22 protein-coding genes, 1 other RNA gene and 2 pseudogenes are annotated in these 26,586 nt (G+C 49.4%); 24 read left to right on the plus strand and 1 reads right to left on the minus strand.

Going from position 1 to position 26,586, the window contains the following annotated elements:
* Positions 1–8 precede the first annotated feature (8 nt).
* From MMY81_RS08005 to MMY81_RS08095, 19 genes and pseudogenes are all read left to right on the plus strand, one after another.
* Positions 9–1,073 carry a phosphotransferase family protein gene (locus MMY81_RS08005; RefSeq protein WP_252312384.1) on the plus strand — a complete coding sequence of 355 codons (1,065 nt, stop codon included), beginning with the start codon at positions 9–11 and terminating at the stop codon, positions 1,071–1,073.
* The gene (locus tag MMY81_RS08010) at positions 1,070–1,786 is read left to right on the plus strand and encodes a 2-phosphosulfolactate phosphatase (protein ID WP_252312385.1); all 717 of its coding nucleotides are present in this window, start codon (positions 1,070–1,072) and stop codon (positions 1,784–1,786) included. The genes MMY81_RS08005 and MMY81_RS08010 overlap by 4 nt, the downstream gene beginning before the upstream one ends.
* Before the next feature lie 22 nt (positions 1,787–1,808).
* Complete coding sequence (locus tag MMY81_RS08015) at positions 1,809–3,578, plus strand: acyl-CoA dehydrogenase family protein (protein WP_252312386.1); 1,770 nt, start codon at positions 1,809–1,811, stop codon at positions 3,576–3,578.
* A gap of 14 nt (positions 3,579–3,592) precedes the next feature.
* Complete coding sequence (locus tag MMY81_RS08020) at positions 3,593–4,372, plus strand: SDR family NAD(P)-dependent oxidoreductase (RefSeq protein WP_252312388.1); 780 nt, start codon at positions 3,593–3,595, stop codon at positions 4,370–4,372.
* On the plus strand, positions 4,369–5,361 hold the full coding sequence (locus tag MMY81_RS08025) for a quinone oxidoreductase family protein (RefSeq protein ID WP_252312389.1): 993 nt from the start codon (positions 4,369–4,371) through the stop codon (positions 5,359–5,361). Before MMY81_RS08020 ends, MMY81_RS08025 begins: the two co-directional genes overlap by 4 nt.
* Positions 5,362–5,386: 25 nt before the next feature.
* Positions 5,387–5,962: a TetR/AcrR family transcriptional regulator gene (locus tag MMY81_RS08030; protein ID WP_252312390.1), complete on the plus strand. Its 576-nt coding sequence runs from the start codon at positions 5,387–5,389 to the stop codon at positions 5,960–5,962.
* 154 nt (positions 5,963–6,116) lie between these two features.
* Complete coding sequence (locus tag MMY81_RS08035) at positions 6,117–7,073, plus strand: ABC transporter substrate-binding protein (protein ID WP_252312391.1); 957 nt, start codon at positions 6,117–6,119, stop codon at positions 7,071–7,073.
* 16 nt (positions 7,074–7,089) lie between these two features.
* Positions 7,090–8,814, plus strand: a complete 1,725-nt coding sequence (locus MMY81_RS08040; RefSeq protein ID WP_252312392.1) for an ABC transporter ATP-binding protein — start codon at positions 7,090–7,092, stop codon at positions 8,812–8,814.
* 628 nt (positions 8,815–9,442) lie between these two features.
* Complete coding sequence (locus MMY81_RS08045) at positions 9,443–9,922, plus strand: hypothetical protein (RefSeq protein ID WP_252312393.1); 480 nt, start codon at positions 9,443–9,445, stop codon at positions 9,920–9,922.
* Positions 9,923–9,999: 77 nt separating this feature from the next.
* On the plus strand, positions 10,000–10,242 hold the full coding sequence (locus MMY81_RS08050) for a hypothetical protein (protein ID WP_252312394.1): 243 nt from the start codon (positions 10,000–10,002) through the stop codon (positions 10,240–10,242).
* A gap of 423 nt (positions 10,243–10,665) precedes the next feature.
* Positions 10,666–11,915: pseudogene (locus tag MMY81_RS08055) on the plus strand (YeeE/YedE family protein).
* A gap of 418 nt (positions 11,916–12,333) precedes the next feature.
* Positions 12,334–14,631 (plus strand): DEAD/DEAH box helicase, encoded by a 2,298-nt coding sequence (locus MMY81_RS08060; protein ID WP_252312395.1) that lies wholly within the window; start codon positions 12,334–12,336, stop codon positions 14,629–14,631.
* On the plus strand, positions 14,621–15,868 hold the full coding sequence (locus MMY81_RS08065) for a ribonuclease H-like domain-containing protein (RefSeq protein WP_252312397.1): 1,248 nt from the start codon (positions 14,621–14,623) through the stop codon (positions 15,866–15,868). Before MMY81_RS08060 ends, MMY81_RS08065 begins: the two co-directional genes overlap by 11 nt.
* A gap of 1 nt (position 15,869) precedes the next feature.
* Entirely contained in the window at positions 15,870–16,415 is a 546-nt protein-coding gene (locus MMY81_RS08070; RefSeq protein WP_252312398.1) for an SLOG family protein, read from the plus strand.
* Positions 16,416–16,511: 96 nt separating this feature from the next.
* On the plus strand, positions 16,512–16,850 hold the full coding sequence (gpsB, locus tag MMY81_RS08075; RefSeq protein WP_252312399.1) for a cell division regulator GpsB: 339 nt from the start codon (positions 16,512–16,514) through the stop codon (positions 16,848–16,850).
* Between the two features lie 9 nt (positions 16,851–16,859).
* Positions 16,860–17,267: a reverse transcriptase-like protein gene (locus tag MMY81_RS08080; protein WP_252312400.1), complete on the plus strand. Its 408-nt coding sequence runs from the start codon at positions 16,860–16,862 to the stop codon at positions 17,265–17,267.
* Between the two features lie 57 nt (positions 17,268–17,324).
* Positions 17,325–17,706, plus strand: an RNA gene (gene rnpB / locus MMY81_RS08085) — RNase P RNA component class B.
* A gap of 114 nt (positions 17,707–17,820) precedes the next feature.
* Complete coding sequence (locus MMY81_RS08090) at positions 17,821–18,963, plus strand: THUMP domain-containing class I SAM-dependent RNA methyltransferase (RefSeq protein ID WP_252312401.1); 1,143 nt, start codon at positions 17,821–17,823, stop codon at positions 18,961–18,963.
* Between the two features lie 105 nt (positions 18,964–19,068).
* The gene (locus MMY81_RS08095; RefSeq protein ID WP_252312403.1) at positions 19,069–19,377 is read left to right on the plus strand and encodes a hypothetical protein; all 309 of its coding nucleotides are present in this window, start codon (positions 19,069–19,071) and stop codon (positions 19,375–19,377) included.
* Between the two features lie 31 nt (positions 19,378–19,408).
* Here the strand turns inward: MMY81_RS08095 and MMY81_RS08100 are convergent, their stop codons facing one another.
* Positions 19,409–19,711, minus strand: a complete 303-nt coding sequence (locus MMY81_RS08100) for an iron-sulfur cluster biosynthesis family protein (protein ID WP_252312404.1) — start codon at positions 19,709–19,711, stop codon at positions 19,409–19,411.
* A 131-nt stretch (positions 19,712–19,842) separates the two neighbouring features.
* Between MMY81_RS08100 and MMY81_RS08105 the strand changes: the two genes are divergently transcribed.
* From MMY81_RS08105 to MMY81_RS08125, 5 genes and pseudogenes are all read left to right on the plus strand, one after another.
* On the plus strand, positions 19,843–21,360 hold the full coding sequence (locus tag MMY81_RS08105) for a carboxypeptidase M32 (RefSeq protein ID WP_252312405.1): 1,518 nt from the start codon (positions 19,843–19,845) through the stop codon (positions 21,358–21,360).
* An 88-nt stretch (positions 21,361–21,448) separates the two neighbouring features.
* Positions 21,449–22,627 (plus strand): acetyl-CoA C-acetyltransferase, encoded by a 1,179-nt coding sequence (locus tag MMY81_RS08110; protein ID WP_252312406.1) that lies wholly within the window; start codon positions 21,449–21,451, stop codon positions 22,625–22,627.
* 78 nt (positions 22,628–22,705) lie between these two features.
* Positions 22,706–23,731 carry a PAS domain S-box protein gene (locus MMY81_RS08115; RefSeq protein ID WP_252312407.1) on the plus strand — a complete coding sequence of 342 codons (1,026 nt, stop codon included), beginning with the start codon at positions 22,706–22,708 and terminating at the stop codon, positions 23,729–23,731.
* Entirely contained in the window at positions 23,689–24,684 is a 996-nt protein-coding gene (locus MMY81_RS08120; protein ID WP_252312408.1) for a sigma-54 interaction domain-containing protein, read from the plus strand. Before MMY81_RS08115 ends, MMY81_RS08120 begins: the two co-directional genes overlap by 43 nt.
* Positions 24,685–25,001: 317 nt before the next feature.
* Positions 25,002–26,572, plus strand: a pseudogene (locus MMY81_RS08125) (acyl CoA:acetate/3-ketoacid CoA transferase).
* Positions 26,573–26,586: the final 14 nt, after the last annotated feature.

Raw genomic sequence — 26,586 nt, forward strand, 5'->3', positions numbered from 1 at the left:
GGCAGGATATGACAACAATTCCCGTTCGATCAGGAGAAGAGCTAAACAAAGACCGTCTGGAAACCTTTCTGCGTACCCATATGGAAGATCTTCCGACCGGCACGCTGCATGTCACCCAGTTTGCCGAAGGCCATTCCAATTTAACCTATGCGCTGTCCATAGACGGCTGGGAAGCCGTACTGCGCCGGCCGCCGCTTGGGCCTGTCGCACCTAAAGCACACAATATGGAACGTGAATTTACGTTTTTAAAAGAAATTAAGCCGTTTTTTGATGCCGCCCCGGATCCTCTTATATATACAGAAGATACGTCCATCATTGGCGCCCCGTTTTTTATTATGGAGCGCAAGCACGGTGTAGTTCTAGACACTCAGTTTCCGGAACAGATAGAGCCAGACCCTGACTTATGCCGGCATATTTCCACGCAGATGGCAGAACGCCTGGCGGATCTGCATCGGATAGATTATACCCAAACCGGGCTGATGAATATAACCCGGCCGGACGGTTTTTTAAAAAGGCAGGTGGAAGGCTGGATCTCCCGCTATCAGCGGGCAGCCACTGATGATATACCTGCTGCCGATCAGCTGATGAAATGGCTGCAGACCCATCTCCCTGATTCAAAAGAAACGACCGTCATTCATTACGATTACAAATTAAATAATGCGATGTTTACAAATGATTTACGGCAGATGAAAGGGTTGTTTGACTGGGAAATGGCCACGGTAGGTGACCCGCTTGCTGATCTTGGAGTGGCGCTGAGCTACTGGATCGAAGCGGAGGATCCGGATGAGGTCAAGCATGCGCTTGGCGGCACGCCGGTGACCACGCTTCCCGGTTTTTATACCCGGGACGAATTTATGCATCAGTACAGTTTACACAGCGGCAGAGATCTGGCGGGGGTGCACTACTATTTTGTTTTTGCCTACTTTAAGCTGGCCGTTATCGCCCAGCAGATTTATTATCGCTATCAAAATGGCCAGACCTCGGATCCGCGCTTTGCCTCCTTCGGCCGGACCGTTAAGACGTTGATGAAAGAAGGCGAAATGTTACGTTCTCATAAAGGCGGCCGTTCGTGAATATTCATGTCCTGACGCGCAAAGAAGAGATAGAAGAAGCGCAGCTCGTCCGCGGCTCGAAAATTGCGGTCGCCGTCGATGTGCTGCTGGCGACTACGACGATTGCTGCCTGCCTTGAAAAAGGAGCAGTCCAGGTGATTCCTGCCGCTACGCGTGAAGAAGCTCTAGAGCATGCAGCCTCTCTTCCAGCGGACTCCTATATTCTGGCCGGGGAAGAACAGGCGCGTCCTATAGAAGGATTTGTATATCCAGGACCCGTCCATTTGGCTGCCGGGGCACAGGGAAAAACCGTTATTTTAGTGACGACGAACGGGACGGCCGCCCTCCGGAAACTCCAGTCCGCGGAGGAAGTATATGCAGGATCGCTTGTGAACGCCCGTGCGCTTGCTTTCGTACTAGCTGCTAAACCAGAGGAGGCGACTCTTCTTATTACGGCGGCCGGCAATGCAGGGGAGATCAGCCTCGAGGATATGTACGGGGCAGGGTGCTTAATTGATGCGGTATTGAAAGAGAAAACCTGTACGTTGACGGATGCTGCCCGAACTGCGCTGAGCGTCTATCAGAATGAACCAAACGCCCGGCACGTGCTCGAGTCATCCCGCGTAGGGAAAAAACTGCTGGCCTATAACATGGAAGAGGACCTGGAGTATGCTTCAACCGTTAACAGCAGTACAGCTGTATGCCGGTATATAAACACCGGCATATCCAATTAGACTTTTTTATAAGGAGGAACCTATGCAGCATTCAACGATCAAACATCCGGGCGGCTCATTTATGACCGGCAGTACCAGCCCGGACAGCATATTTGTCCCTGAACATATGACCGAGGAGCACCGAATGATCGCCAAAACAGCCGAACGTTTCATAGAAAATGATGTGCTCCCGGTAAGGAACAGGATTGAAGAGCAGGACTTTACGACAACGACCAATCTGTTAAAAAAAGCAGGGGAGCTTGGCCTGCTTGGGCACAGTATCCCTGAATCCCACGGCGGACTTGGGATGGATAAGATAAGCAAGGCCGTCGTCGGAGAGGCGGTGGGAGGAACGTCGAGCTACGGGGTGGCTCATTCCAATCATACGTGCATCGCCACGCTTCCGATTACCTATTACGGGACCGACGATCAAAAGCGGCGCTATCTGCCCAAACTAGCTTCCGGTGAATACCTGGGCGCATACTGTCTGACCGAGCCTAATGCCGGATCAGACGCACTTGCCTCGCAGACTACGGCCGTCTGGTCGGAAGCCAAACAGAGCTACCTGCTGAACGGAACCAAACTCTATATTACCAATGCCGCATTTGCGGATACATTCATCGTTTACGCAAAAGTAGATGGAGAGCACTTTACGTCCTTTATTGTTGAAAAAACATTTGCCGGTCTGTCGCTTGGTCCCGAAGAAAAAAAGATGGGCATTAAAGGATCTTCAACAAGAAGCGTCGTTCTTGAAGATTGTATGGTCCCCCGCGAAAACCTTTTGGGAGACGTGGGACAGGGGCATTTGATTGCCTTAAATGTCCTCAATCTGGGACGGTTTAACCTCGGATCGGCATGCGTAGGTGGAGCCAAAGCGGCCTTTAAAAAGACGGTGGCGTTCATATTAGAACGACGGCAGTTTGGCAGCCGGATTGCGGATTTTACAGCTACAAAAGAAAAAGCAGGCCGGCTGGCGGCCAGACTATACGCGGCGGAGAGCATACAGTACCGGACAGCAGGGCTCCTTGAAGACGCACTTGGAAGCCTTTATACGGAGACGGATCATCACCTCATTAACCAGCAGCTGAGGGAATACGCCGTTGAGTGTGCGATCTGTAAAATATATGGTTCGGAAACATTGGATCTGGTTGTGGATGAAGCACTGCAGCTGCATGGAGGAGCAGGGTTTATTGAAGAATACGAAATCGAACGCGCTTACCGTGATTCCCGCATTAACCGTATTTTTGAAGGAACCAACGAGATCAACCGGCTGCTGGTACCGGCGCCGCTTTTCCGCCGGGCCGCAAAAGGAGAAATCGATCTGGGTACCCTCGCACGTGACGCTGCCCAAACCCTCCATCAGCCTCAGCCGACAGCTGATGGCATGCTCGCACCAGAACAGCGGGCAGTCGAGGCTATAAGGGAAATGCTTCTCGTCTGTTCGGGAATGGCGCTACGAAGGTACGGCAAAGAAATAAAAAATGAACAGGAAACGCTTATAAGCCTGGCGGACCTCTCCATTCAGCTATATGCCGCGGAATCGACGCTGCTTCGAACCATGGCCGCGGTTCAAAAAGTAAAGGAAGCACCGCGAAAGAAGGCGCTGACGTCTGTGTGTCTGTACACGTGCCTGGAAAAGGCCGAACGAACCGCACGTGCGCTTATTTTAGAAATCGGGGAAGAACAGGAAAAAACAGCGCTCACAGAGGCAATATACAAAGTATGTGCAGTATACCAGGAGGCCCGGCCGGTAAGGGAAGCCCTGCGGTTCATTGCGGACGAACAATATGTAGCCGGACGTTATCAGGGATAGGGGGGGACATTAGTATGCGTTTTGAGAACAGAACCGCCGTCATCACCGGCGGCGGCAGCGGCATAGGGAAAGAAACAGCCAGAAGATTGGCACAGGAAGGAGCCTCTGTAATTCTAGTCGGCCGGAGTCTGGACAAACTAGAAACAGCAGCAAAAGAAATTCCAGGTGCCGCTGTATTTGCAGCCGATGTGACGAATGCTGAGGACGTACAGAAGCTCGCTGCCTTTATTGAAAAAGCAGGAGGCGGGCTCCATGTGTTAATTAATGGAGCGGGTGCTTCCAGGCATTCCCGAATTATGGATACGACCGAAGAGGAGTGGGACGCGGTCCAGGATGTGAATGCAAAAAGCGTGTTTCTCGTTTCAAAGGCACTCGGAGCTATCATGTGTGCGGAAGCTGAACAGGAAACGAAACAAACAGGGCGGGCGGTCGTGACGATTGCTTCATTGTCCGCCCACAAAGCCGGGGCGTACATCCCCCATTACAGTGCAGCCAAAGCTGGTGCCATGCATTTTACAAAAGCCCTGGCGCTGGAGCTGGGTCCTTACGGTATCCGTGCCAACTCCATTTCTCCCGGATTTATTGACACCCCGTTAATTGAAGAAAATTTAAAAAATGAAAAGTTTCAGAAGGCGATTGAGCACAACACCGTTCTGAAAAGGCCGGGAACCGCTGCAGAAATCGCCAATGTCGCCGCATTTATGGCTTCTGACGAAGCGTCGTACATGACAGGCTCAGATGTGCTCGTAGACGGCGGCTGGATGATCAAAAAAAAACAGGAGGCGCTCCTATGAAAGCTATACAGTATCAAGCTTACGGAGGACCAGAAGTCATTGAAGAAGTCGAAAAAGAGCAGCCGGTTCCATCACCGGCCGAGGTGCTCGTACGTATCCACTCGATTGGCATGAACTACGCCGATATCGCACGGAGGCAGGGGGCCTATGTCGTGCCGACGCCGCTGCCGTTTTTCCCAGGATCGGAAATTGCCGGTACGATTGAAGCGGTTGGTGGAGAAGTTACCCGTCTGCAGCCGGGGGACCGGGTCGCGGCCTTGATTACCGACGGCGGCTATGCCGAATTTGCAGCTGTACATGAACAGGCGATTATCCCAATTCCGGATTCACTGGATTTTGATCAAGCCGCTGCTTTTCCACTGCAGGGACTAAGCGCGTATCATGTGCTGAAAACGATGGGACGGCTCGAGCAGGGAGAAACTGTCCTCGTGCATGCGGCCGCAGGTGGCGTGGGCGGGATAGCCGTTCAGCTTGCCAAACGGTTTGGGGCCGGTAAAATCATTGCGACCGCAAGCACCCCGGAAAAGCTGCATTATGCCAAAGAGCTCGGGGCGGATGTTTTAATTAACTATACGGAAACCGGCTGGGAGCAGAAAGTCCTGGAGGCCACCGACGGCAGAGGAGTCGATGTTGCGATGGAGATGGCCGGCGGGGAAATATTCAGCCGGACGCTGGACTGCCTGGCGCCTTTCGGTCGGCTTGTCGTTTTTGGGTCGGCAAGTGGAGAGCCAAGCCGTCTGCAGGCCGGTCGATTAATGGGAGCCAATCAATCGGTTGTCGGTTTTTTTCTTCCCCAGATTATGAAACGGCGGGATCTGATGCAGCAAAGCCTCGAGGAGCTGTTTGCCTTCCTGGAAACCGGCGGATTAAAACTGCCGATCGGGGAAACGTTTCCGCTTGCAGAGGCGGCGCGGGCTCAATCATTAATGCAGGAACGAAAAACAACTGGGAAACTCATTCTGCGCCCCGACTCTTCTTCCTTATCATAATCCGGAAAGCAGAGGAAACAGACATATGCGAAATAATATCAAACAGCAGGCCATTCTTTTATTTCAGAAAAAGGGATTTTCCGAAACGTCCATTCAGGACATTGTAGAAGCCGTCCATGTGACCAAAGGCAGCTTTTATTATTATTTTACGAGCAAAGAATCGCTGCTGATGGAGATTCATATGGACTATATTGAAAACCTTCTGACGGAGCAGCGCAGGCTGTACGAACCGACGTCTCAGTCGGCCCGCGAAAAGCTGACGGGCACGGTCGTACTGCTGCTTACAAAAATTAAAGAAGACGGGGCGAGCGCCAGAATTTTTTACAGAGAAATGAGGCATCTGCAGGAAGCCGGATACACCCACATTGTCGAGCGCCGGAATCAATTCCGCCGGCAGATCGAGGATGTTGTTACAGAAGGGATCCATAACAGGGAATTCCGGCAGAATCTTAATCCGGCTTTAACTACACTTGCCCTGTTAGGCATCACCAACTGGAGCTATCAGTGGTTTGACCCGGATGGTGAACTCAGTGACCGGGAGACGGCAGCGTATTTTGTAGATCTGCTCTTGCACGGGATGTTACCGAAAGAGCATGAATAACACCTGACGTATTTTATGTATAAAAGCTGTCCGCAGATGCGGGCAGTTTTTTTGTGCGGAGCTGCTGCATGAAAAAGAACTTGTTGTTTATGGATATCCTGTATATAATTGAGTGAAAACGATTCTCATTATCATAAATCAGGGGGACAGTATAATGAAAAAGCATTGGAATATAGCAGCGGCGCTTGCAGCAGCCGGTGTATTAAGCGCGTGTGGAAACAATGAAGCATCTTCGGGTGAAGAGGGTGACACGACGGAATCCCAGGAAGAATCAGGAAGCGAGGAGGAGACAAAAACAATAACCGATCCGACAGGACGGGACGTAGAGATGCCGGCATCTCCCGATAAAGTAGTCGCTCTCCAGAATGTAGCCGAAATGATTATATTGGAAGAAGAGCCGATCGGCACCACATCTTATTATTTGGATACATACGAGGATGACCTGGATACCGAGGAAACAGAGAACGTTGGGGACGATATGCCTGACGTGGAAAAAGTCAGCGGGCTTGAGCCTGATTTGATTATTATTTCCGACTACCAGGCAGATTCGCTTGAAAACCTGGAGAAAATCGCTCCCGTGTACATGACGGCTTTCGGTGCGACGCCGGAGGAGCAGCTCGCTGATATAACAGAAGTACTCGGCAAAGAAGACACGGAAGAAGAGTGGATGACCCAGTTTGAAGAAAATGCGGCAGAAGCCCAGTCGCTTATCGAAGATGCCGAAGAAGCGGACAGCCAGGCGGCCGTGATTCAATTTTACGGCAAGGAGCTTTATATCCATGACCGCAGCATATTTGAAGGCCTGTATACTAAAGCCGGCGTAGAACCGTCTCCGGGTGTGCTGGAAAATGAGGAAACCCAGGCGGTATCCCTGGAAACGATTGCTGATTATACCGAAGGGGCCGATCATTTATTTATATTAACAGAGAACGGGGAAAGCACAGAAGATGCCGAAGAGCTTGTTAATACGCTGCTCCAGGATACAGAGGCCGTAGAAAATGAGCAGTACTACTACGTCGATAATACAAAATGGAGCGACTTTTCTTTAAAAGGGCAGGAATACCAGATGAAAGATGCCGTGGAGAAAATTACCGGTTCCCCGATGGAATAAACAGGAGGTTTATTAAATGATTCGTCGCTTTGCACAATACTATAAACCTTACAAAAAACTATTTTTCTTCACCCTTGCCAGCGGAGTGCTCGCCGCTTTGTTTGAACTGGCTTTTCCCCTTGCCGTGAACCGCATTATTGATGATCTGCTGCCTAATGAAAACTGGGACTGGATCATCTGGGGTAGCGCCGCTTTGTTTATACTGTACGTGCTCAATGGCGGCTTCCATTACGTGATCGCCTATTGGGGACATATGCTCGGTATTAACATTGAAACCGATATGCGGCGGGAGCTGTTTGAACGGCTGCAGCAGCAGCCCCTGTCCTACTACGATGAAACAAAAACGGGCCATCTGATCTCCCGTTTAACCAATGACCTGATGGATATCGGTGAAGTCGCCCATCACGGCCCGGAGGAGTTTATCGTCGCATTTATGACGCTGATCGGTGCTTTTACGATCATGCTCACGATTGACTGGCGGCTGGCCGTGCTGACCTTTATTCTCGTACCGGTCTTTATTGCATTAACCTATGTGCTTGGAAAAAAGATGGCTTATGCGATGTCGTCGATGTTTACAAGCATTGGAAACTTTAATGCAAGAGTGGAAAACAATATTACCGGCATTCGTGTCGTTAAAGCATTTGCTAACGAAAAATTTGAAATGGAACGCTTTGCCGAAGATAATGGCAGGTTCCGCGCTACCAAATTGGAATCTTACAAAATTATGGCTCTTCATGTGACATCCAGCCAGATTATGATGAAGTTTCTGCTGCTGTTTGTATTAATTGCCGGTACATGGTCGATTCTTAATAACCGGATCACTAACGGAGAATTTGTGGCGTTTGTTCTTCTCACCAACGTCATGATTAAGCCGATCCAGCAGCTAAACGCTGTGATGGAGATGTATCCGAAAGGGATTGCCGGCTTCAGACGCTATCTCGATTTAATGGACGCTACAGAGACCGATCCGTCTGCGCCCACAGGAAAAGCAGTAGAGCAGGTAAACGGCGATATCCGTTATGAAGATGTGTCGTTTTCCTATAACAGCCAAACTCCGGTGCTTCAAAATATTAACGCCTCGATTCCGGCGGGCACTACCGCTGCCTTTATCGGACCATCCGGTTCCGGCAAAACAACGATAAGCAATCTGCTTCCACGTTTTTACGAGCTGAAAGGGGGACGGATTACGATAGACGGCATGGATATTCAGGAAATGGATACGGTGTCGCTCCGCAGCCATATAGGCATTGTTCAGCAGGATGTGTTTTTGTTTGACGGTACTATCCGTGACAACATTGCTTACGGTAAACTGGACGCATCCGAAGCTGAAATCCGGAATGCCGTTGAAAAAGCCCAGCTTGCAGATGTAGTAGAAGCTCTGCCTGAAGGACTGGATACGAAAATAGGCGAGCGCGGGGTGAAATTATCCGGAGGCCAGAAACAGCGATTGTCGATCGCACGTATGTTTTTGAAAAACCCGGCTATACTCATTCTGGATGAAGCGACTTCTGCGTTGGATACGGAAACAGAGGCACTGATTCAAACCGCTCTGGAAGAGCTGTCCGAAGGACGAACCACGATTATCATCGCGCACCGTCTGGCAACTATCAAGCAGGCGGACGCTATTTTCGTCATGACGAAGGAGGGCATTGTGGAAAGAGGCTCCCATGGTGAACTAATGGCAGAAAACGGCCTTTATACACGCCTGTATCAATCACAGTTTCCGTTTGAATATGCGTAATCGAAAAAAGAAGCCCTTGTGGTTTCTTTTTTTATGGCCATTATTCAGAATACTTAAAATTTATTTATGAAAACGCTTGACTGTATTATAACAATAAACTATACTTCTAATTACACTATAACAAAAAACGAGGAGGTTTCTCTTATGAGAAAAGAAATGGGAAAAGACAACGAAAGCAGGTATACCCCGAATCAAGAGGAACAGTCCATTATGCAGATGATTAACGATTACCACGGCCGCCGCTGATATTCCATACAGCAAGAATCTGTCCTTTACGGGGCAGTTTTTTTGTGTTTTATAACAGAGATACACAAAATAATGAGTCTTTACCTTCTATAAAGAAAAACTTTAAGCTGATTAAGAATCGACAGAACGGGAAATGTTTGTAGAAATACAAAAGAAAGCAGGAATATAATAGAACTCCGCCCATATTTTAGAAAATATATGCTAAGACAAATAATCTTTCGAAAACACATACATACGTCTACAAGTAAAGGTACAATCAAAGCATAATAAAAATAAAATATCGTTTTAGACGATAATATGAGATATTACAAGCTTAAATTGTAATCCTAAACAAACGAAGAGCTTATCTAGAATGAGAACTATTAAAGAGGAGGGGTGCGGCATGCACATTTTTGGAGAATTTATTCCTTTACATATACTCTTGTTGCTTTGTGCCATCTATTTAATTGTAGGGATCTGGGGGTGGCGTGGCCCTCGTCTTTACCGACGAGACCGTTTTTACTCTCTGAAAAGCACCGAATCCATTGACAGTACGGAGGATGTGAATGCCGGCAGGTTGCTTGATGAAGGGATTCCGCTGACGAATGACGGTTCGATTCCAGGGTATTTACAAGATTCCTCGCGTCTAAATATGTATTACCATTACCATCCTTCCGGTACCATGTCAGGGGCGAGCTGGTTTTACTATCTTGCTGATGATGTTCTCAACAGTCGGAAAGTGATAAATTATGCCAGGGTGGTAAAAATGCTCGGGGCGATCAGTCTTGATGTGTCACCAGGGTGGCTGATGTGGCCTTTACGTGTTCTATCCCACCATATTTTCTTCATATTTTATTTTTTTCCGTGGGATTTATGCCTTTAGTGATCGTTCTGGAGAACACTGGAAACCAGAATTATGATCCAGATCCTCCGTGGGAATTGCTTGCCGTCGGAGGTTATATGATCCTCATTTATATGATTTGCCGGCTGCTTTTGGAAACGATCCAGTATACCGTCCAGATACAGCGTTCAAAAAAGATCGTTAAGGAATTGAACCTATTTAAAATGGATAGAACGAATGATCTCATTAACAAATATCTTCACCGTCAACTTGGGTGCTACATCGTTAGTTATATGATTCTTATTGGCATTGTCTACGCTCTGCTAGGCATAGCAGAACCTCCATACGGGATTGATTGGTAGCTTATGTACTATTTTTGAATAGGGAGCAGACATGAGAGAATGAAATCATAGGAAGGAGGCTGCTTTATTGTTTAAAAATCCTATTTTTAATGTGTTTATGAAAATACTTATTGTTATTGGGGCTTTATCCTACATAAACGTAATTTTCCTCTTTATTCAGGGTCGTTCTCTAAGTCTTAATCAAACGGTTATTTTGATTGGTTGTACTGTCGCTGTAATCTATTTTCTATTCGCCTGGGTTTATAATAAGAAATCATCTGCCTAGATGGAACTAGTATCTTCCATTACTCCTTACATAAATGTTTCTTTACAGGTAAAAGAAACAAATCCCGCAAAGAATCCTGATTCTTGACATTGTTCGTGATTCGCCCTAAGATATAAAAGTAATTCTGACTTATAAGATAGGATTAAGGGGTGAAGAGAATGTCTACTGTTGTACAGCCGGTTTCACAGCAAGAGTCGGCTCAAGAAAAATCTTCTACATTAAACAAGCCGCAGAACGGCTTAATTATAGGTGGTCTGGTCGTATCGGCCATTCTTTTTGTATTTCTGCTTATGACGCAGAATATCGTACAGCCGCTGCTGCTCGTCATCGGGCTGCTTCTCGGTTATACGTTGTTTCATGCGAGGTTTGGATTTACCTCCGCTTTCCGCAGGCTTGCGAGTGTAGGTAATGGCCAGTCGCTTCGCGCCCATATGCTCATGCTTGCGGTGGCCGTCACGCTGTTTGCCCCGATTCTGGCGCTCAGCTTTTCCTTTTTTGGAGGAACGCCACAAGGATATGTGTCCCCGGTCGGCGTGAGCCTTCTCGTGGGGGCCTTTATGTTTGGAATCGGCATGCAGCTCGGCGGTGGCTGCGCATCCGGAACGCTTTATGCCGTGGGTGGTGGCCGTTCGGTTATGTTTATTACGCTGCTGTTTTTTATTGTTGGTTCTACCATTGGTGCCGCTCATTTTAATTTTTGGATGGAAGATATGCCGTCCGCTGAACCTTTTTCCCTGGCTACTTCTACCGGCCTTGGCTACAGCGGGGCATGGCTCGTTTCGCTCGGAATCTTCGCAGCGGTGGCAGCGATTACGATTATTATTGAAAAAAAACGCCGGCCGCCTAAAATGGCAGCCGTGCCGTCAGAAAAAGGATGGCGCCGGATTTTCCGTGGTTCCTGGCCGCTGTTTGCGGCAGCCGTCATTCTAGCCGTTCTTAATGCGTTGACGCTTGCCACACCGCCGATGCCCCGTGGGGCGTCACGTCAGCTTTTACATTATGGGGATCTAAAGCCGCGTATGCGATGGGATTCGACGTAGAAAGCTGGAGCTATTGGGCAGGAGACCTGGCGACTCTTCACGGCTCGATATTTGCAGACTCCACTACCATTTTAAACTTTGGAGTGATTCTGGGAGCGTTTCTTGCTTCTGCTGCCGGCGGTCTGTTTTCTTTTACAAAAATTAAAGCCGGTAACGCTGCAGCATCCGTTATCGGAGGTCTGTTGATGGGATACGGTGCCCGCCTTGCTTTTGGCTGCAACATCGGGGCGTATTTCGGTGGAATCGCTTCTTTCAGCGCCCACGGATACATCTGGGGCGTCATGGCGCTTGCCGGTACATTTTTAGCGCTGTTCCTCCGGCCGCTGTTCGGTTTGTCCGTACCCAAACCAAAAGACACTTTCTGCTGATACAGGCATAATTAAATTCCAAAAGCCTTCCTTCTTACGAGAGGGAGGTTTTTTTATGTCTATATCCGCACAGCGATAAAATAAATGAATTTTCAGAAATAAATACCATAAAACACTTGACTGTATTATAACAATAAACTATACTTCTAATTACACTATAACAAAAACAGGAGGCGTTCCATATGAAAAACGAAACGAAAAAAGAAGGCGAAAACCGTTTTATCCCAACGAATGAGGAACAGTCCGTACTGCAAATGATTAATGAATACCACGGCCGCCGCTGATTAACTAAATAAAAACAAAAGCAGGAGTCCCATGGACTCCTGCTTTTTTATGCTGTGTTAGGACAGGGGAAACCCGATCGAATGGAAAAACAAACGTATATTCGCTACAATAGAAACATAGAGGTGAACGATACATGAAAAAACAAACATTATCCGAGCTGATTTCTCTTATTAAAGAAGAAGGAAGCGATCAAATAGAACATTGGCACACCGTTGAGGAAACGCCTGCTAAAACGGCTGCATTTCCAGCCGAGCTGGATGCCCGAATCAGGGAAACGCTGACGAACCGGGGCGTTGCGTCTCTTTATACGCACCAGGCCTCTGCCTTTGAAAAGGCGTACAGCCAAAAACAGAGTTTTGTGGCCGTTACCCCAACGGCATCCGGAAAAACACTTTGCTATAACCTTCCCGTACTGCAGTCTATTTTAGACGACAAAGAAAGCCGGGCGCTGTATTTATTTCCAACCAAAGCGCTCGCCCAGGATCAAATGCATGAAATCAATGCTTTTATCGATGAACTCGGGGAGCCGATCAAAAGCTTTACGTACGATGGGGATACATCACCTTCAATCAGACAGGCGATCCGCAAAGCCGGCCACGTAGTCATGACCAACCCCGACATGCTGCACTCGGCGATTCTGCCTCATCATACGAAGTGGGTGGCCTTATTTGAAAATCTTAAATATATCGTCGTAGATGAGCTTCATACGTACCGGGGAGTGTTCGGCAGCCACGTGGCGAATGTCCTGCGCCGCCTGAAACGGATCGCCGCCTACTACGGAAGCGATCCGGTGTTTATCAGCACGTCTGCTACGATCGCGAACCCTAAAGAGCTGGCCGAGACGCTGACAGGTAAAGAAACGGCACTGATTAATAATAACGGGGCACCGACCGGGAGAAAACATTTTGTGTTTTATAACCCGCCGATTGTGAACGAATCAATGAATATCCGCAAAGGTGCGACATCAGAAGTGAACCGCTGGGCCTCCCGCTTTTTAAAAGAAAACATTCAGACGATTATATTTGCCAGAAGCCGTACCCGGGTGGAGGTAATTCTCAGCTCTCTGCAGACCCTCGTCCGTAAAGAACTGGGCATGAAAAGCATACAGGGATACCGTGGAGGCTATTTACCCAACGAACGCCGGGCCATTGAGCGGGGGCTTCGCACCGGCGAGGTAATGGGTGTGGTCAGTACCAATGCGCTCGAACTAGGCATCGATATCGGCCAGCTCCAGGTCTGCATTATGACAGGCTATCCCGGCAGCATTGCCAGCGCCTGGCAGCAGGCCGGACGCGCAGGACGCAGGCAGGAGGAGTCGTTAATTCTGCTTGTCGCAAGCTCGGCACCGCTGGATCAGTACATGATGCAGCATCCGGAGTATTTATTTGACCAGAATCCGGAAACCGCCCGGATCCATCCGGAAAATTTGATTATTTTAGTGGACCATTTAAAATGCGCCGCCTTTGAGCTGCCGTTTAAAGAGGGAGAGACGTTTGACGGACTTGATATTGCCGATGTGCTGGAATACCTGGCTGAAGAGCAGGTGCTTCACCACCGTGTGAATAAATGGTACTGGATGAGCGACTCGTTTCCGGCGCACGGCATCAGTCTCCGTTCGGCCTCCCAGGAAAATGTCGTTATCATTGATCAGACGGTACCTTCGCAGTCCAAAGTGATTGGCGAAATGGACCGGTTCAGTGCGATGACTCTTCTGCACGATGAGGCGGTCTACCTGCATCAGGGGATTCAGTACCAGGTGGAAAAACTCGACTGGGAAGAGAAAAAAGCGTTTGTCGAAGAAGTACGCGTTGATTACTACACGGATGCCAACCTTGCTGTAGAGCTGAAAGTGCTCGAAGAAGACGAATCATCCGTATTTGATTTTTACGAAGCGGCCTATGGGGACGTAATGGTCCATGCCAAAGCCACGATATTCAAAAAGATTAAGCTGGGCAGCTTTGAAAACATTGGGTCGGGACCGATTTACCTTCCTGAAGAAGAGCTGCACACGAACGCCTGCTGGCTGAGTTTCCCGGATCACGTGCTCGAACAGTTTGGAAAAGACCCTCTTGAACAGGCACTTACAGGACTTGCGCAGATTATCCGCCATGTCGCGCCTGTTCACGTTATGTGCGACCAGAGTGATCTTCACGTTGTACCGCAGATGAAGGCTACCCATTCCGAGAAACCGACGATTTTTATTTATGACCGCTATCCCGGCGGAACGGGACTTGCTTCGAGTTTATATAAGCAGCTCCCCCGCCTGATTAAAGAATGCCGTCAGCTGATACAAGGGTGCCCCTGCACGTCCGGGTGTCCTTCCTGCGTCGGCCTTGATACCGGCATGGAAGAGACCAAATGGCTGACGCTCCGCTTTATTGCCGAGCTGGAAAAAGCAGCAAAGCCGGAGGTGCCGGCCGATGAAACATAAGCTGCAGCGGATGAAAAACCATCTGTCGCTTCCGGATAAACAGGAGACCACAGACAAACCGACCGCGGCCCAGCCCGCTTCAGGAGTGCCTTATCAGAAAGAGTGGGAGCAGGTGCAGGGATTTCCGCTTTATTTTGAAGATCAGTATATTATGAAGCGCGAAATTGACTATCCGCTTGATTACCAGCATGGCCGGCACCGCCTGAATGATATCTTTCCGGTGTTTGCACGCTGGTCGGAGACAGAAGAAGTACACCCGCTTCATCCGGAAGGACGCCGGCCGGAAGATCTGCTTTTTTTTGACACCGAAACCACGGGCTTGAGCGGAGGTACCGGCAACATGATTTTTCTTTTAGGCGATGCCCGCTTTAAAGAGACCCACGTGACGGTGACACAGTATTTTCTGCCGGGGCCGGAGGCGGAAGTAGCCTTCTATCATCATTTTCTTTCCGACGTACCTTCGATGAAGCATCTGGTCACCTACAACGGCAAGTCGTTTGACTGGCCGCAGCTGCGCACGCGTCATACGCTTCTGCGCCGCGAAGTGCCGAACCTTCCCCAGTTCGGTCATTTTGACCTGCTTCACGCCTCGAGGCGTTTGTTTAAATATTCGCTGGAGTCCTGCAAACTGTCGATTGTCGAACACGACGTGCTTCAATTTGAACGAATCGATGATACACCGGGCTATATGGCTCCGATGCTGTATTTTGATTTTTTAAATGATCCGAATCCGGGATTTATAGAAGGTATTATGAAGCACAATGAATGGGACGTACTGTCGCTGATTACGCTCTACATTGAGCTGTCCCAGCGCGTACTCGAAGAAGCGCCTTCTGGAAGAGAGTCGTACGAAATCGGACGCTGGTTCGAGCAGCAGGGGGAAACGAGAAAAGCGCTCTGGTGCTACCGCAAAAGCGGTGCTGAAGAGCTGACCGGAGAAGAATGGCAGGAAAAATGCCTGCTCGCCGAGGCGGATCTCCTGAGAAAAGAAAAGCGGGTGGAAGAGGCGGAAGAAAAGTGGCTGCTCGTCTGGAGCGCCCAGCAGCATCTCGCCGTAACAGCCGCCGTTGAGCTTGCCAAATACTATGAACATCAGATAAAAGACCGGAGCAGAGCCCTAAAGCTCGCTCAGCAGGCCGCGGCACTGCCGGAGGATAAGCTCTCCGACAAACAGAGAACCGATCTGGATAAACGGATCAGCCGGCTGGAACTAAAGCTCGGCCAGGGAGGAAAGTAACATGAAGACCGTTGCCGTAACAGGATACAAACCGCATGAACTCGGTATTTTTAAGCCGGACGCCAAAGAAATCAAATTTATAAAAAAAGCGCTCGAACGACGCCTTCTGAGCCTTCTCGATAACGGGCTGGAGTGGGTCGTTATTTCCGGCCAGCCCGGCGTAGAGCTGTGGGCAGGTGAACTAGTTATTCAAATGAAAGAAGAGTGGGAGGATTTAAAGCTGGCCGTACTGCCGCCTTTTCTGGAACAGGAAAAAATCTGGCCGGAGCCGGCACAGCTGGCTTATGCGGAACTGTTAAAGCAGGCGGACTTTGTAAAGCCCATTTCAAATGCGAAATATACGAATCCGGGCCAGCTCCGTGCCAAAAATGATTTTATTATCGGACATACCGAGGGGCTGCTGCTGCTGTACGACGAGGACATGACGGGAACGCCGAAATTTTACCTGGCTCCCGCGGAGACGAGGCAGGCACATGACGGCTATGAAATTATCTGGGTCACTCCCCAGGACATTCAGGATGTAGTGGAAGAAGAGCAGTGGCTCTAAACCGGTGCATGAAAAATCAAGATCCAGGGTATAGGCAGACGTATGATATGATACAATCATTTTGATACAGAATATTATGACATGAGGTGATCTTTAATGGAAAATACCAGATTAAGCGCAAAAGAGATTTTAGACAAAGACTTTAAAAGCAGCGTTAAAGGATACAATAAAGACGAAGTGGATCAGTTTCTGGACCTGGTAATCCAGGATTATGAAACGTTTGAAAACCGCATCAGAGATCTCGAAGAATCGAGCAACGGCTCCACTGCATCAGCCGCTCCGATTACGTCGTCCAGGGAATCCCGGCGCGATCATTCCGAGGAGACAGAAAGCTCTTCTGCAGCCGGCAGCACCAACTACGACATTCTCCGCCGTCTGTCCAACCTGGAAAAAGAAGTATTCGGCAAAAAGCTGTATGACGAGAACTCCCGTTAAGAAATACCAATGAATACTATATATATTGATGGAGCAAGTGCCGGCAGCCCGGGGTATTCGGGTGCCGGCATTCATATTAAGCCGGGAGGCGGAGGAGCGGAAAGCCTGGCCGTGCCGCTTGGTATTCGGACGAATCATGAGGCGGAATTTATGGCCCTGCGGCTCGCGCTCGTTTACTGCGTGGAGCAGGGCTGGGAATCTGCGGTCATCTGTACAGATTCGCAGGTAGTCGATGACGCCGTGGCCAAACGCTACGTAAAAAATCCGGTATTTGCTTCTCTTCTGCAGGAAAGCCTGCTTATTTTGGAGGAGCATCCCCTGTATTTTATTAAGTGGATTCCTTCGTCCAAAAATAAAGCCGCAGACCAGCTTTCCAAACAGGCCGTGCTTGAAGAAAAAAGAAAGCATCATGCATAGTTGCGTAAATGCATAAGAACGGATATAATTGCACATGGTCTTAGATCATGCTGAAAGCATTCTAGGCAATCGCTGTACTCTTCGATGAGTGCAGAGGAAAGTCCATGCTCGCACAGCCTGGGATGGCTGTAGTGTTCGTGCCTGACGAATGCATAAGTCAGGGCATCTCTTTTAAGGGATGACGGCGGAGAAGTAACCTACGTCGTCAAGATATGGTTACGGTATCCTTAATGTGCCACAGTGACGTAGTTTTTCCGGAAACGGAAAAAGTGGAACGGGGTAAACCCCTCGAGCGAGAAACCCAAAATAAGGTAGGGGCGCCTTTCTGAAGGAACCAAACGGAAAGAAAGGGCAGATTCGTCTGCAGATAGATGATTGCCGCCGGAGTGCGAGGTTAAGAGCCGTTTTAGCACGAAGGAACAGAACATGGCTTACATGAATGCTTTCAGCATATAAAACCCCTGTTTTCAGGGGTTTTTTCTATGTATATAATAGGTATTATACACAACATCTGGTTTGAAAAAGCAGCCGTTCAGGCTACAGGAGAGATAATATGGAACAGAACGTAACCATTATTGCCACATCCACGATGGGACTTGAAGCAATCGTGGCCAAAGAAGTAAAAGATCTCGGCTATGCGAATACTCAAATTGAAAACGGAAAGGTCATTATCGAAGCACCGCTTTCGGCGATTCCGCGCCTGAACATGTGGCTGCGCACCTCCGACCGGATCAAACTGCGTATCGGCTTGTTTCAGGCACGCACGTTTGATGACTTGTTTGAAAAAACAAAAGCCCTGCCCTGGGAAGACATTCTTCCGGAAAATGCAGCGTTTCCCGTTACCGGCCGCTCGGTCAAATCCACTTTATACAGCGTGCCCGACTGTCAGGCGATTGTAAAAAAGGCAATCGTGGAGCGGTTAAAGAAGCGGTATAAAAAAGAATGGTTTTTTGAAGATGGCTTTTTATACAAAATCGAAGTTGCTATCCTAAAAGACGAAGTATCGCTCACGTTGGATACAACGGGCGTCGGTCTTCATAAGCGCGGATATCGGTCGCTGCACAGTGCCGCTCCGCTGAAAGAAACGCTGGCCGCAGCTATGATTAAGCTCAGCCACTGGAAACCGGATTACCCGCTTGTGGATCCTTTCTGCGGATCCGGTACGATTCCGATTGAAGCGGCACTTATCGGCCGGAACATTGCTCCCGGCATTAACCGCTTTTTTGATTCGGAGGACTGGGGCATCTTAAAACAGGAGTGGTGGAACCAGGCACGCGAGGAAGCAGACGATCAAGCGGACTACGACCGGCCGCTTGATATTACGGGCAGTGACATCGACCACCGGATGGTGGACCTGGCTGTCGAAAACACCGAAGAAGCTGGACTTCAGGATGCGATTCGTTACAAGCAGATGCAGGCCGTCGACTTTACAACACCTAAAGAATACGGCTCGATTATTACGAACCCTCCTTACGGCGAACGCGTCGGCGAAAAAGAGGAAGTAAAAGAGCTGTACCGGAACCTGGGCAAAATTTGGAAGCCGCTCTCTACCTGGTCGGTATATATTATTACGTCTGATGAGAAATTTGAAAATACGTACGGGGCGAAAGCCACCAAAAAACGAAAGCTTTACAACGGCAACATCCGCACCGACTACTACCAGTACTGGGGAGAGCGTCCGCCGCGCCGCAGTTAATACTAAAAAACGTTCCTTTTTCCGTCATAAGAAAAAGGAACGTTTTGTTTCGCCCCGCCGGCGATAGGGAATATCTTTTACTAGACAGCAAAGGAGGGGCAGAGAATGGAACAGCCGAAACTTTGGAACATCTCGATTGAAAAAAATGAAGAATGGCACAGTGTGGGAAATGTCCATGAGGCCAACGTGGCCGATGATAAAAAGGAAGTCATTCAGCTGCGTGAGGAAGATGCGGCGGCGCTTGCAGGGGAAACCGGCAGGATTCGTCTGGACCGCCAGCGCCTGAGCCGGCCGGACCGCCCGGAAGGCATAGAAGAACTAATAGTTCATGACTGGAAACTGCAAGGGACTGCCGTCGTTGTAGAAAATACAGCGCGGGATATTACCCATTCGTTTTCTTCGATTGAAGGATAAAAAAAGCCGGCCGCGATGGCCGGCTTTCTATTTATTCCGGATGAGCGGTGTCTTCCATCCGTGGATTTGAAAAGTTCAGGTAGTCGATCGTTTCGTCATAGGTGATATCCATACCGTCGATATACCACTGATCCTGAGGATTCACAAAAAAACGAATGCCGCTTTTTTCCAAAATATAAGCAGTATCTTCCGGTAGTTCCCTGCTTACACCGATCGAAAAACCGCCGGAACCGACGCCGCCGACCCGGACAAACAGCCTCAGGTAATCTCCTGACTGCATCCCCATTTCCTTTTGATAATGCAGAGCCGCCGCTTCGCTGATCGTTACGTGCATGTTATCCCGCCTTTCCTTCGCCCCCTCTTTATATCACGAATAGAAAAATCTTTCAAAACTCCTGCCGCATTGTTTATACTGGTAAAGAAAGTATTTCCAGTAACGAAGTACTTATATAGGAGGATGAAACAATGACCACACTTAATTCGGATTTAGAACAGGCATTCCGCAGTCATTTAAAGAAAATAAGTTCGTATGAGCAGGCAATCAGCCTGTTAAACTGGGATTCGCGTACAGGCGCTCCCAAAAAAGGTATGGACGAACGGGCCGACGTTTCAGGCACGATGGCTACCGAGCTGTTTAAAATTAAAACGTCCGATGAAACGGCGAAATTTTTACACGCCGTACTCGGCCACCAGGGGACAGATGTATCCGCCACGTCCAAACAGGCTGCCGCGGAGCTGAAAAAAGAATACGACCGCATGACGAAAATACCGGAAGACGAGTTTCAGGAATACAGCATTCTAACAGCGAAGTCGGAGAACGTCTGGGAAGAAGCCAAAGAGGCGGATGACTTCGCCATGTTTGCTCCGTATTTAGAGAAAATTGTAGAATTCAGCCGGCGCTTTGCCGAACACTGGGGCTATGAGTCTCATCCATACAACGCTCTGCTCGAAGACTACGAGCCGGGAATGACGGTGGATAAGCTGGATGCGATTTTCGCCAAGGTGCGGGAAGGATTGATTCCACTCGTGGAAGGCGTTACGTCTTCTAATAAAAAACCAGAGACTGATTTTCTATTTTCCACGTTTCCAAAAGGCAAGCAGCGGGCGTTCAGCCTCGATGTATTAAAACAGATGACGTACGACTTTGAAGCCGGCCGCCTCGATGAAACGGTCCATCCTTTTGCGATCGGGCTGAATCCAAATGACGTCCGCGTAACGACCAAATACGACGAATCCGATTTTCGCACGGCGGTATTCGGCACGATTCACGAAGGGGGGCATGCCCTGTATGAACAGAATATAGGGGAGGAACTGGCTGGAACGATTTTAAGCGACGGCGCCTCGATGGGCATTCACGAATCCCAGTCCCTGTTCTGGGAAAACTTTGTCGGCAGGCATCCGAAATTCTGGGAGAAAAATTACGAGCTGCTTCAGACCTATGCACCGGACCAGTTTACCGGGGTATCACTTCATGAATTTTACCGGGCCATTAACGAAGCCAAACCGTCGTTGATCCGGATTGAAGCAGATGAGCTTACGTACTGCCTGCACATTATTCTCCGCTATGAGATGGAAAAGCAGCTGATTGAGGGCAGCCTGAAAGTAAAAGATCTTCCCAGGGTATGGAATGAAAAAATGGAGGAGTATTTAGGCGTCACCCCTCCGTCCAACGCTCAAGGCGTTCTTCAGGATGTCCACTGGGCGTTTGGGGCATTCGGCTACTTCCCGTCTTATGCACTCGGCTATATTTATGCCGCGCAGTTAAAAGCAGCGATGGATAAGGATCTGCCGGTATTTGACGAGCTTGTTGAAAAAGGAGACCTGAAGCCCATCCGCGAGTGGATGACAAAGAACATTCATCAGTACGGCCGCAGCAGAACACCGATTGAGTTAATAAAAGAAGCCACCGGCGAAGACATTAATCCGGATTATTTACTGCAGTATTTATCAGAAAAATATAAAGACCTGTATCAGTTCAGCTGATCTGGCATACAAATTGCATAGTATAAAGAGAAAAGAGAAGAAAAAAAGAACTTCTCTTTTTCTCTATTCTAAAAAGGAGTCGATAAGAATGAAAGAAGCTGTTATTGTAAGCGCAGCCAGAACGCCGATCGGTAGTTTTGGAGGGGCCTTTCAGCATGTATCTGCTGTAGATCTGGGAAAAACCGCGGTAAAGGAAGCAGTAAGACGGGCCGGCCTCCCGCCGGAAGCAATTGAAGAAGCCATACTCGGAAATGTCCTGTCCGCCGGACTGGGCCAGAACGTTGCCCGCCAAATTGCGGTTCACGCCGGGCTCCCTTATACCGTACCGGCGATGACGATCAATAAAGTATGCGGATCGGGCCTTAGAAGCGTCAGCATGGCCGCGCAGTTTATTAGAGCCGGAGATGCGGAAGTCGTGCTTGCCGGCGGCGCCGAATCCATGAGCAACGCTCCCTATGTAATGCCTAAAGCACGCTGGGGTACAAGAATGGGGAGCGCGGAGATGGTGGATACGATGCTGCAGGACGGACTGATCGATGCGTTTGAACCCATTCATATGGGCATTACAGCTGAAAATATTGCAGAGCGCTGGTCGTTCAGCAGAAGAGAGCAGGATGAATTTGCCCTGCGCAGCCAGCAGCGGGCAGCGGCGGCGATTGATAACGGCTATTTTGAAGAAGAAATTGTACCAGTGGAGGTGCCACAGCGAAAGGGAGAAACGGTGACCGTTTCCGTAGATGAACATCCTAAAAAAGATATGACAATGGAAAAACTGGAAAGACTGCGGCCGGCGTTTAAAAAAGACGGCACTGTGACGGCAGGGAATGCCTCGGGATTAAATGACGGGGCGGCGGCGCTCGTGGTGATGTCCAAGGACAGAGCAGAAGCTCTTGGATTAACCCCGTTGGCTACGATTGTATCGTACGGCAATGCCGCGCTCGATCCGGCTGTGATGGGATACGGTCCGGTACCGGCTTCCCGTCAGGCGCTTGAGCGGGCCGGCCTGACGATGGATGACATTGACCTGGTGGAAGCAAACGAAGCGTTCGCTTCCCAGTCGCTTGCGGTCGCCCAGGACCTGCAGATTGATCCCGATAAAATTAACGTAAACGGAGGAGCCATTGCACTTGGCCATCCTATTGGTGCTTCCGGCGCCCGGGTGCTCACTTCGCTATTGTACGAGATGAAGCGCCGGGACGTTAAACGAGGCCTGGCGGCGCTCTGTATCGGCGGCGGCCAGGGCACTGCGATCATTGTTGAAAGATAACGATTCTTCCTGCCTGTTTGGTATACTAAAAACATACTAGACAGGTTTTTCAATGTATACACACAGGGGGACAGACCTATGAACCGACCGATTAATCTGCAGACATTCGCCTGTACACTTCAGGAAACCACGACCATCAAAGAAGCGGCTTTTTTATTCAAAGAGCACGGGGCAGCAGAGCTTCCGGTGCTTAATGAGCAGCAGCGGTTTATCGGCCTGCTTCATCAAAATACATTGTTCGACACGGTCATTCAGGGTATTTCCCCGGAGGAGCCGATCCGCAGCTGGGTCGAGCTCGAAGCTTCAGGCCTGTATGTTCCTTCCTGCGAGGCAGGTGGACGGATTGCCTGCTATGAGGGAGCCGCCTTCGCGGGGCTGGTTCCTCTTGATCCGCTCATAAAAGAAAACAAACGACTGCAGACGATGCTCGCGATGGCGCCGCTTCAAGTGTGGATTACGGACAGGGAAGGGGCGGTGCTATTTACCAATGACGTGGAGCCGCCGCTCTTCACACAGGAAGAGTGGAGCCGCGTGCAGACGTCTGAAGCAGCGAGACTGTCTGTACATGTGTCGGCAGCAGACAAAACGTATACGGTGGAAAAGCAGCGATCCGCCGAGGAAGATGGGCTTGTCTTCTATTACGTGATGCGTGAGGAAACGGCAAACAGTACAGGAGAAGAGCGGGCCGAACTTCTGGAAATGATCTACGAGTATTTATACGACGGTATTATTACCGTGGATAAAGAGGGCTATGTGACGATGCTGAGCAAAGAATACGGGGAATTTCTCGGCGTCAATCCTGAAGAAATGATTGGCCGGCACTGCACGGAAGTGATTGAAAACACAAGAATGCACATTGTTGCCAAAACGGGCAAGCCGGAGATTGCTGATTTTCAAAAATTAAAAACCGGCTACATGGTCGCCACCCGGATACCTATCATTAAAAATGGGGAAATCACCGGAGCGCTCGGTAAAGTCCTTTTTAAAAACATTACCGGCGTTAAAGGACTGCAGACGCGCATCCAGCAGATGGAGAAAGACTGGAAACATTACAAAGGAGAATGGCAGGAACAGAATATGTCCACCAGCTCGATGATATTATAGGCACCCATGAGGCGATGGTACAGACAAAGCAGATGGCGCATCAGGCCGCCCAGGGCTATTCCAATGTGCTGCTTCTCGGGGAGAGCGGTACGGGCAAAGAGCTGTTTGCCCATGCAGTGCACGGAGCAAGCTCTCGTGCTGCCGGTCCTTTTGTCAAAGTAAACTGTGCGGCAATTCCCCCTGATCTTCTGGAGTCGGAGCTGTTCGGCTATGTGGATGGCTCTTTTACCGGAGCACGGAAAGGCGGCAAAAAGGGGAAATTTGAAGCCGCTCAGCATGGGACGATCTTTCTTGACGAAATCGGGGAGCTCCCTCTTCATATGCAGGTTAAATTTCTGCGGGTGCTGCAGGAAAAGGAAGTAGAAAAGGTCGGGGATATCCGCTCCACGCCCGTTGACATCCGCGTTATTGCTGCAACGAACCGGGATCTGGAAACGATGGTAGAGCGCAAAGAGTTCCGGCTCGATCTGTACTACCGTTTGAATGTAATGCCTATTACGATTCCGCCGCTGCGGGAGCGTAAATCTGATATTTTTGTAATAGTGGAAGCAGCGCTCAAACGGATTACCGAACAAATGGGAAAACCGGTACAAGGGCTTTCGGATGAGGCAGGCCGGTACTTTCTTGATTACAATTGGCCCGGGAACGTGCGGGAACTTGAAAACGTCCTAGAGCGGGCCGTAAACATGGCAGCTGCAAATGAACTGATTGAAGCCGAACATCTGCCGGACAAACTGCTTCAGGGCAGAACGGCCGCTCCTATACGCACCCTTCAGGAAACGGTGCAGCTTGCAGAAAAAGAGGCGCTGGCCGGGGCACTGCGATACGCCGGCGGCAACAAAAGCTATGCAGCCAAGCTGCTGGGCATCAGCCGGACCGCATTTTACGATAAGTGGAAGCGGATCGAAGAGGCTGACTGTTCAGAAACACGGACAACTATTTTAGAAAAATAGCGATGTGTCCAGATAACCGCACATATATGTTGACGGCGCTTCCAAAGTGTATATAAAATCGTACATTGTTCTGTTGTTTCCTACACTTTTTCGTCTTCAAAAAAGCAGCGGATCGCGTTGATGGAGTGCCCAATAAAATAAATAATGCTTTTTTTAATCATTCAATACAAGACACTGGCTCAATGTACACGGTTTCAAGCCGGCTGCCTGAAGACAATCCTGCGGGATTGTCTTTTTTTATTAATGCAGGAAAACTTGGCATGGTTCTTGCAAACTTATTATGTAAGCGTATACAAAGAAGAAGGAGGATTTTTCTTATGACTAAAGTGATGAGTGGAGCAGAGGCTGTTGGAATGATACCCAATGGGGCGACTGTTGCGACCGGAGGATTTGTCGGAAACGGCCATCCGGAAGCATTAACGAAAGCACTCGGCCGGCGGTTTGAACAGGAACAGCAGCCGATCGATTTGACTCTCGTTTATGCAGCCGGCCAGGGGGACGGCGCAGACAAAGGGCTGAACAATCTCGGTCATGAACATCTGATCAAAAAAGTAATCGGCGGTCACTGGGGACTTGCCCCCAAACTGGCAAAGCTTGCCATTGAAAATAAAATAGAAGCCTACAACCTTCCCCAGGGAGTCATTACTCATTTGTTTCGGGATATTGCGGCTAAAAAGCCGGGCCTGCTGACCCATGTCGGCCTGAAGACGTTCGTGGATCCAAGGCTCGACGGGGGCAAGCTGAATACAAAAAGCACCGAAAACCATGTGGAACTGTTTCCGATTAATGGAACCGACTACTTATTTTATAAAACGTTTCCTATTCATGTGGCATTAATCCGGGCAACGTATGCCGATGAAAATGGCAATGCCTCCATGGAAAAGGAAGCGGCAACGCTCGAGGTACTTTCTATTGCACAGGCAGCCAAAAACTCAGGCGGCATCGTTATCCTGCAGGTGGAAAAAGTGGTGGAAGCCCGGACGCTGCAGACAAGGCTTACAAAAATACCCGGAATTTACGTAGATGCGATCGTCGAAGCTCCCCTTGAGGATCACATGCAGACAAACGGCGAGCAGTATAATCCGGCCTACAGCGGAGAGATCCGTACCTCGGTGCATTCTCTGGCACGACTGCCGTTGACGGAACGAAAAGTGATTGCGAGACGCTCGGTGATGGAGCTGGTTCCGCATGCTATTACAAACCTGGGCATCGGCATGCCGGAGGGTGTGGCAATGGTAGCCAACGAAGAGGGAGTCGGACGAGATCTCCGCCTGACACTTGAATCCGGACCGATCGGCGGCATACCGGCCGGAGGGAAAAGCTTTGGAGCCTCCACTAATCCTGACGTTATTATTGACCAGCCGTATCAATTCGATTTTTATGACGGAGGCGGCCTCGATGTCGCATTTCTGGGACTGGCCCAGCTCGATGCGTCCGGAAATGTGAACGTAAGTAAATTGGTCCGAAAATAGCCGGTGCCGGCGGGTTTATTAACATCTCCCAGAATGCCAAAAAAGTGGTATTCTGCGGGACATTTACCGCGGGCGGCCTGAAAACCCGGGTAGAGGATGGAAAGCTTACGATAGAACAGGAAGGAACATTTCCTAAGTTTGTAAAACAGGTGGAACACGTCACCTTCAGCGGTGACTATGCCAATGAAGTAAAACAGGAGGTGTTTTACATTACCGAGCGGGCCGTGTTTGAACTACGCCCCGAGGGCCTTCTATTAACAGAAACAGCCCCCGGTATTGATTTGGAAAAAGATATTCTGGCCCATATGGACTTTACCCCGCTGATGGCAGAGCCGCTGCGGACGATGGATATTCGTTTGTTTTCCGAAGCGGTAATGGGAATAGCAGGACCGCAGGATGAACCGGTAGTTCAATAAAAGGAGGAATTATA

The organism is Sinobaca sp. H24 (genome assembly GCF_023845525.1).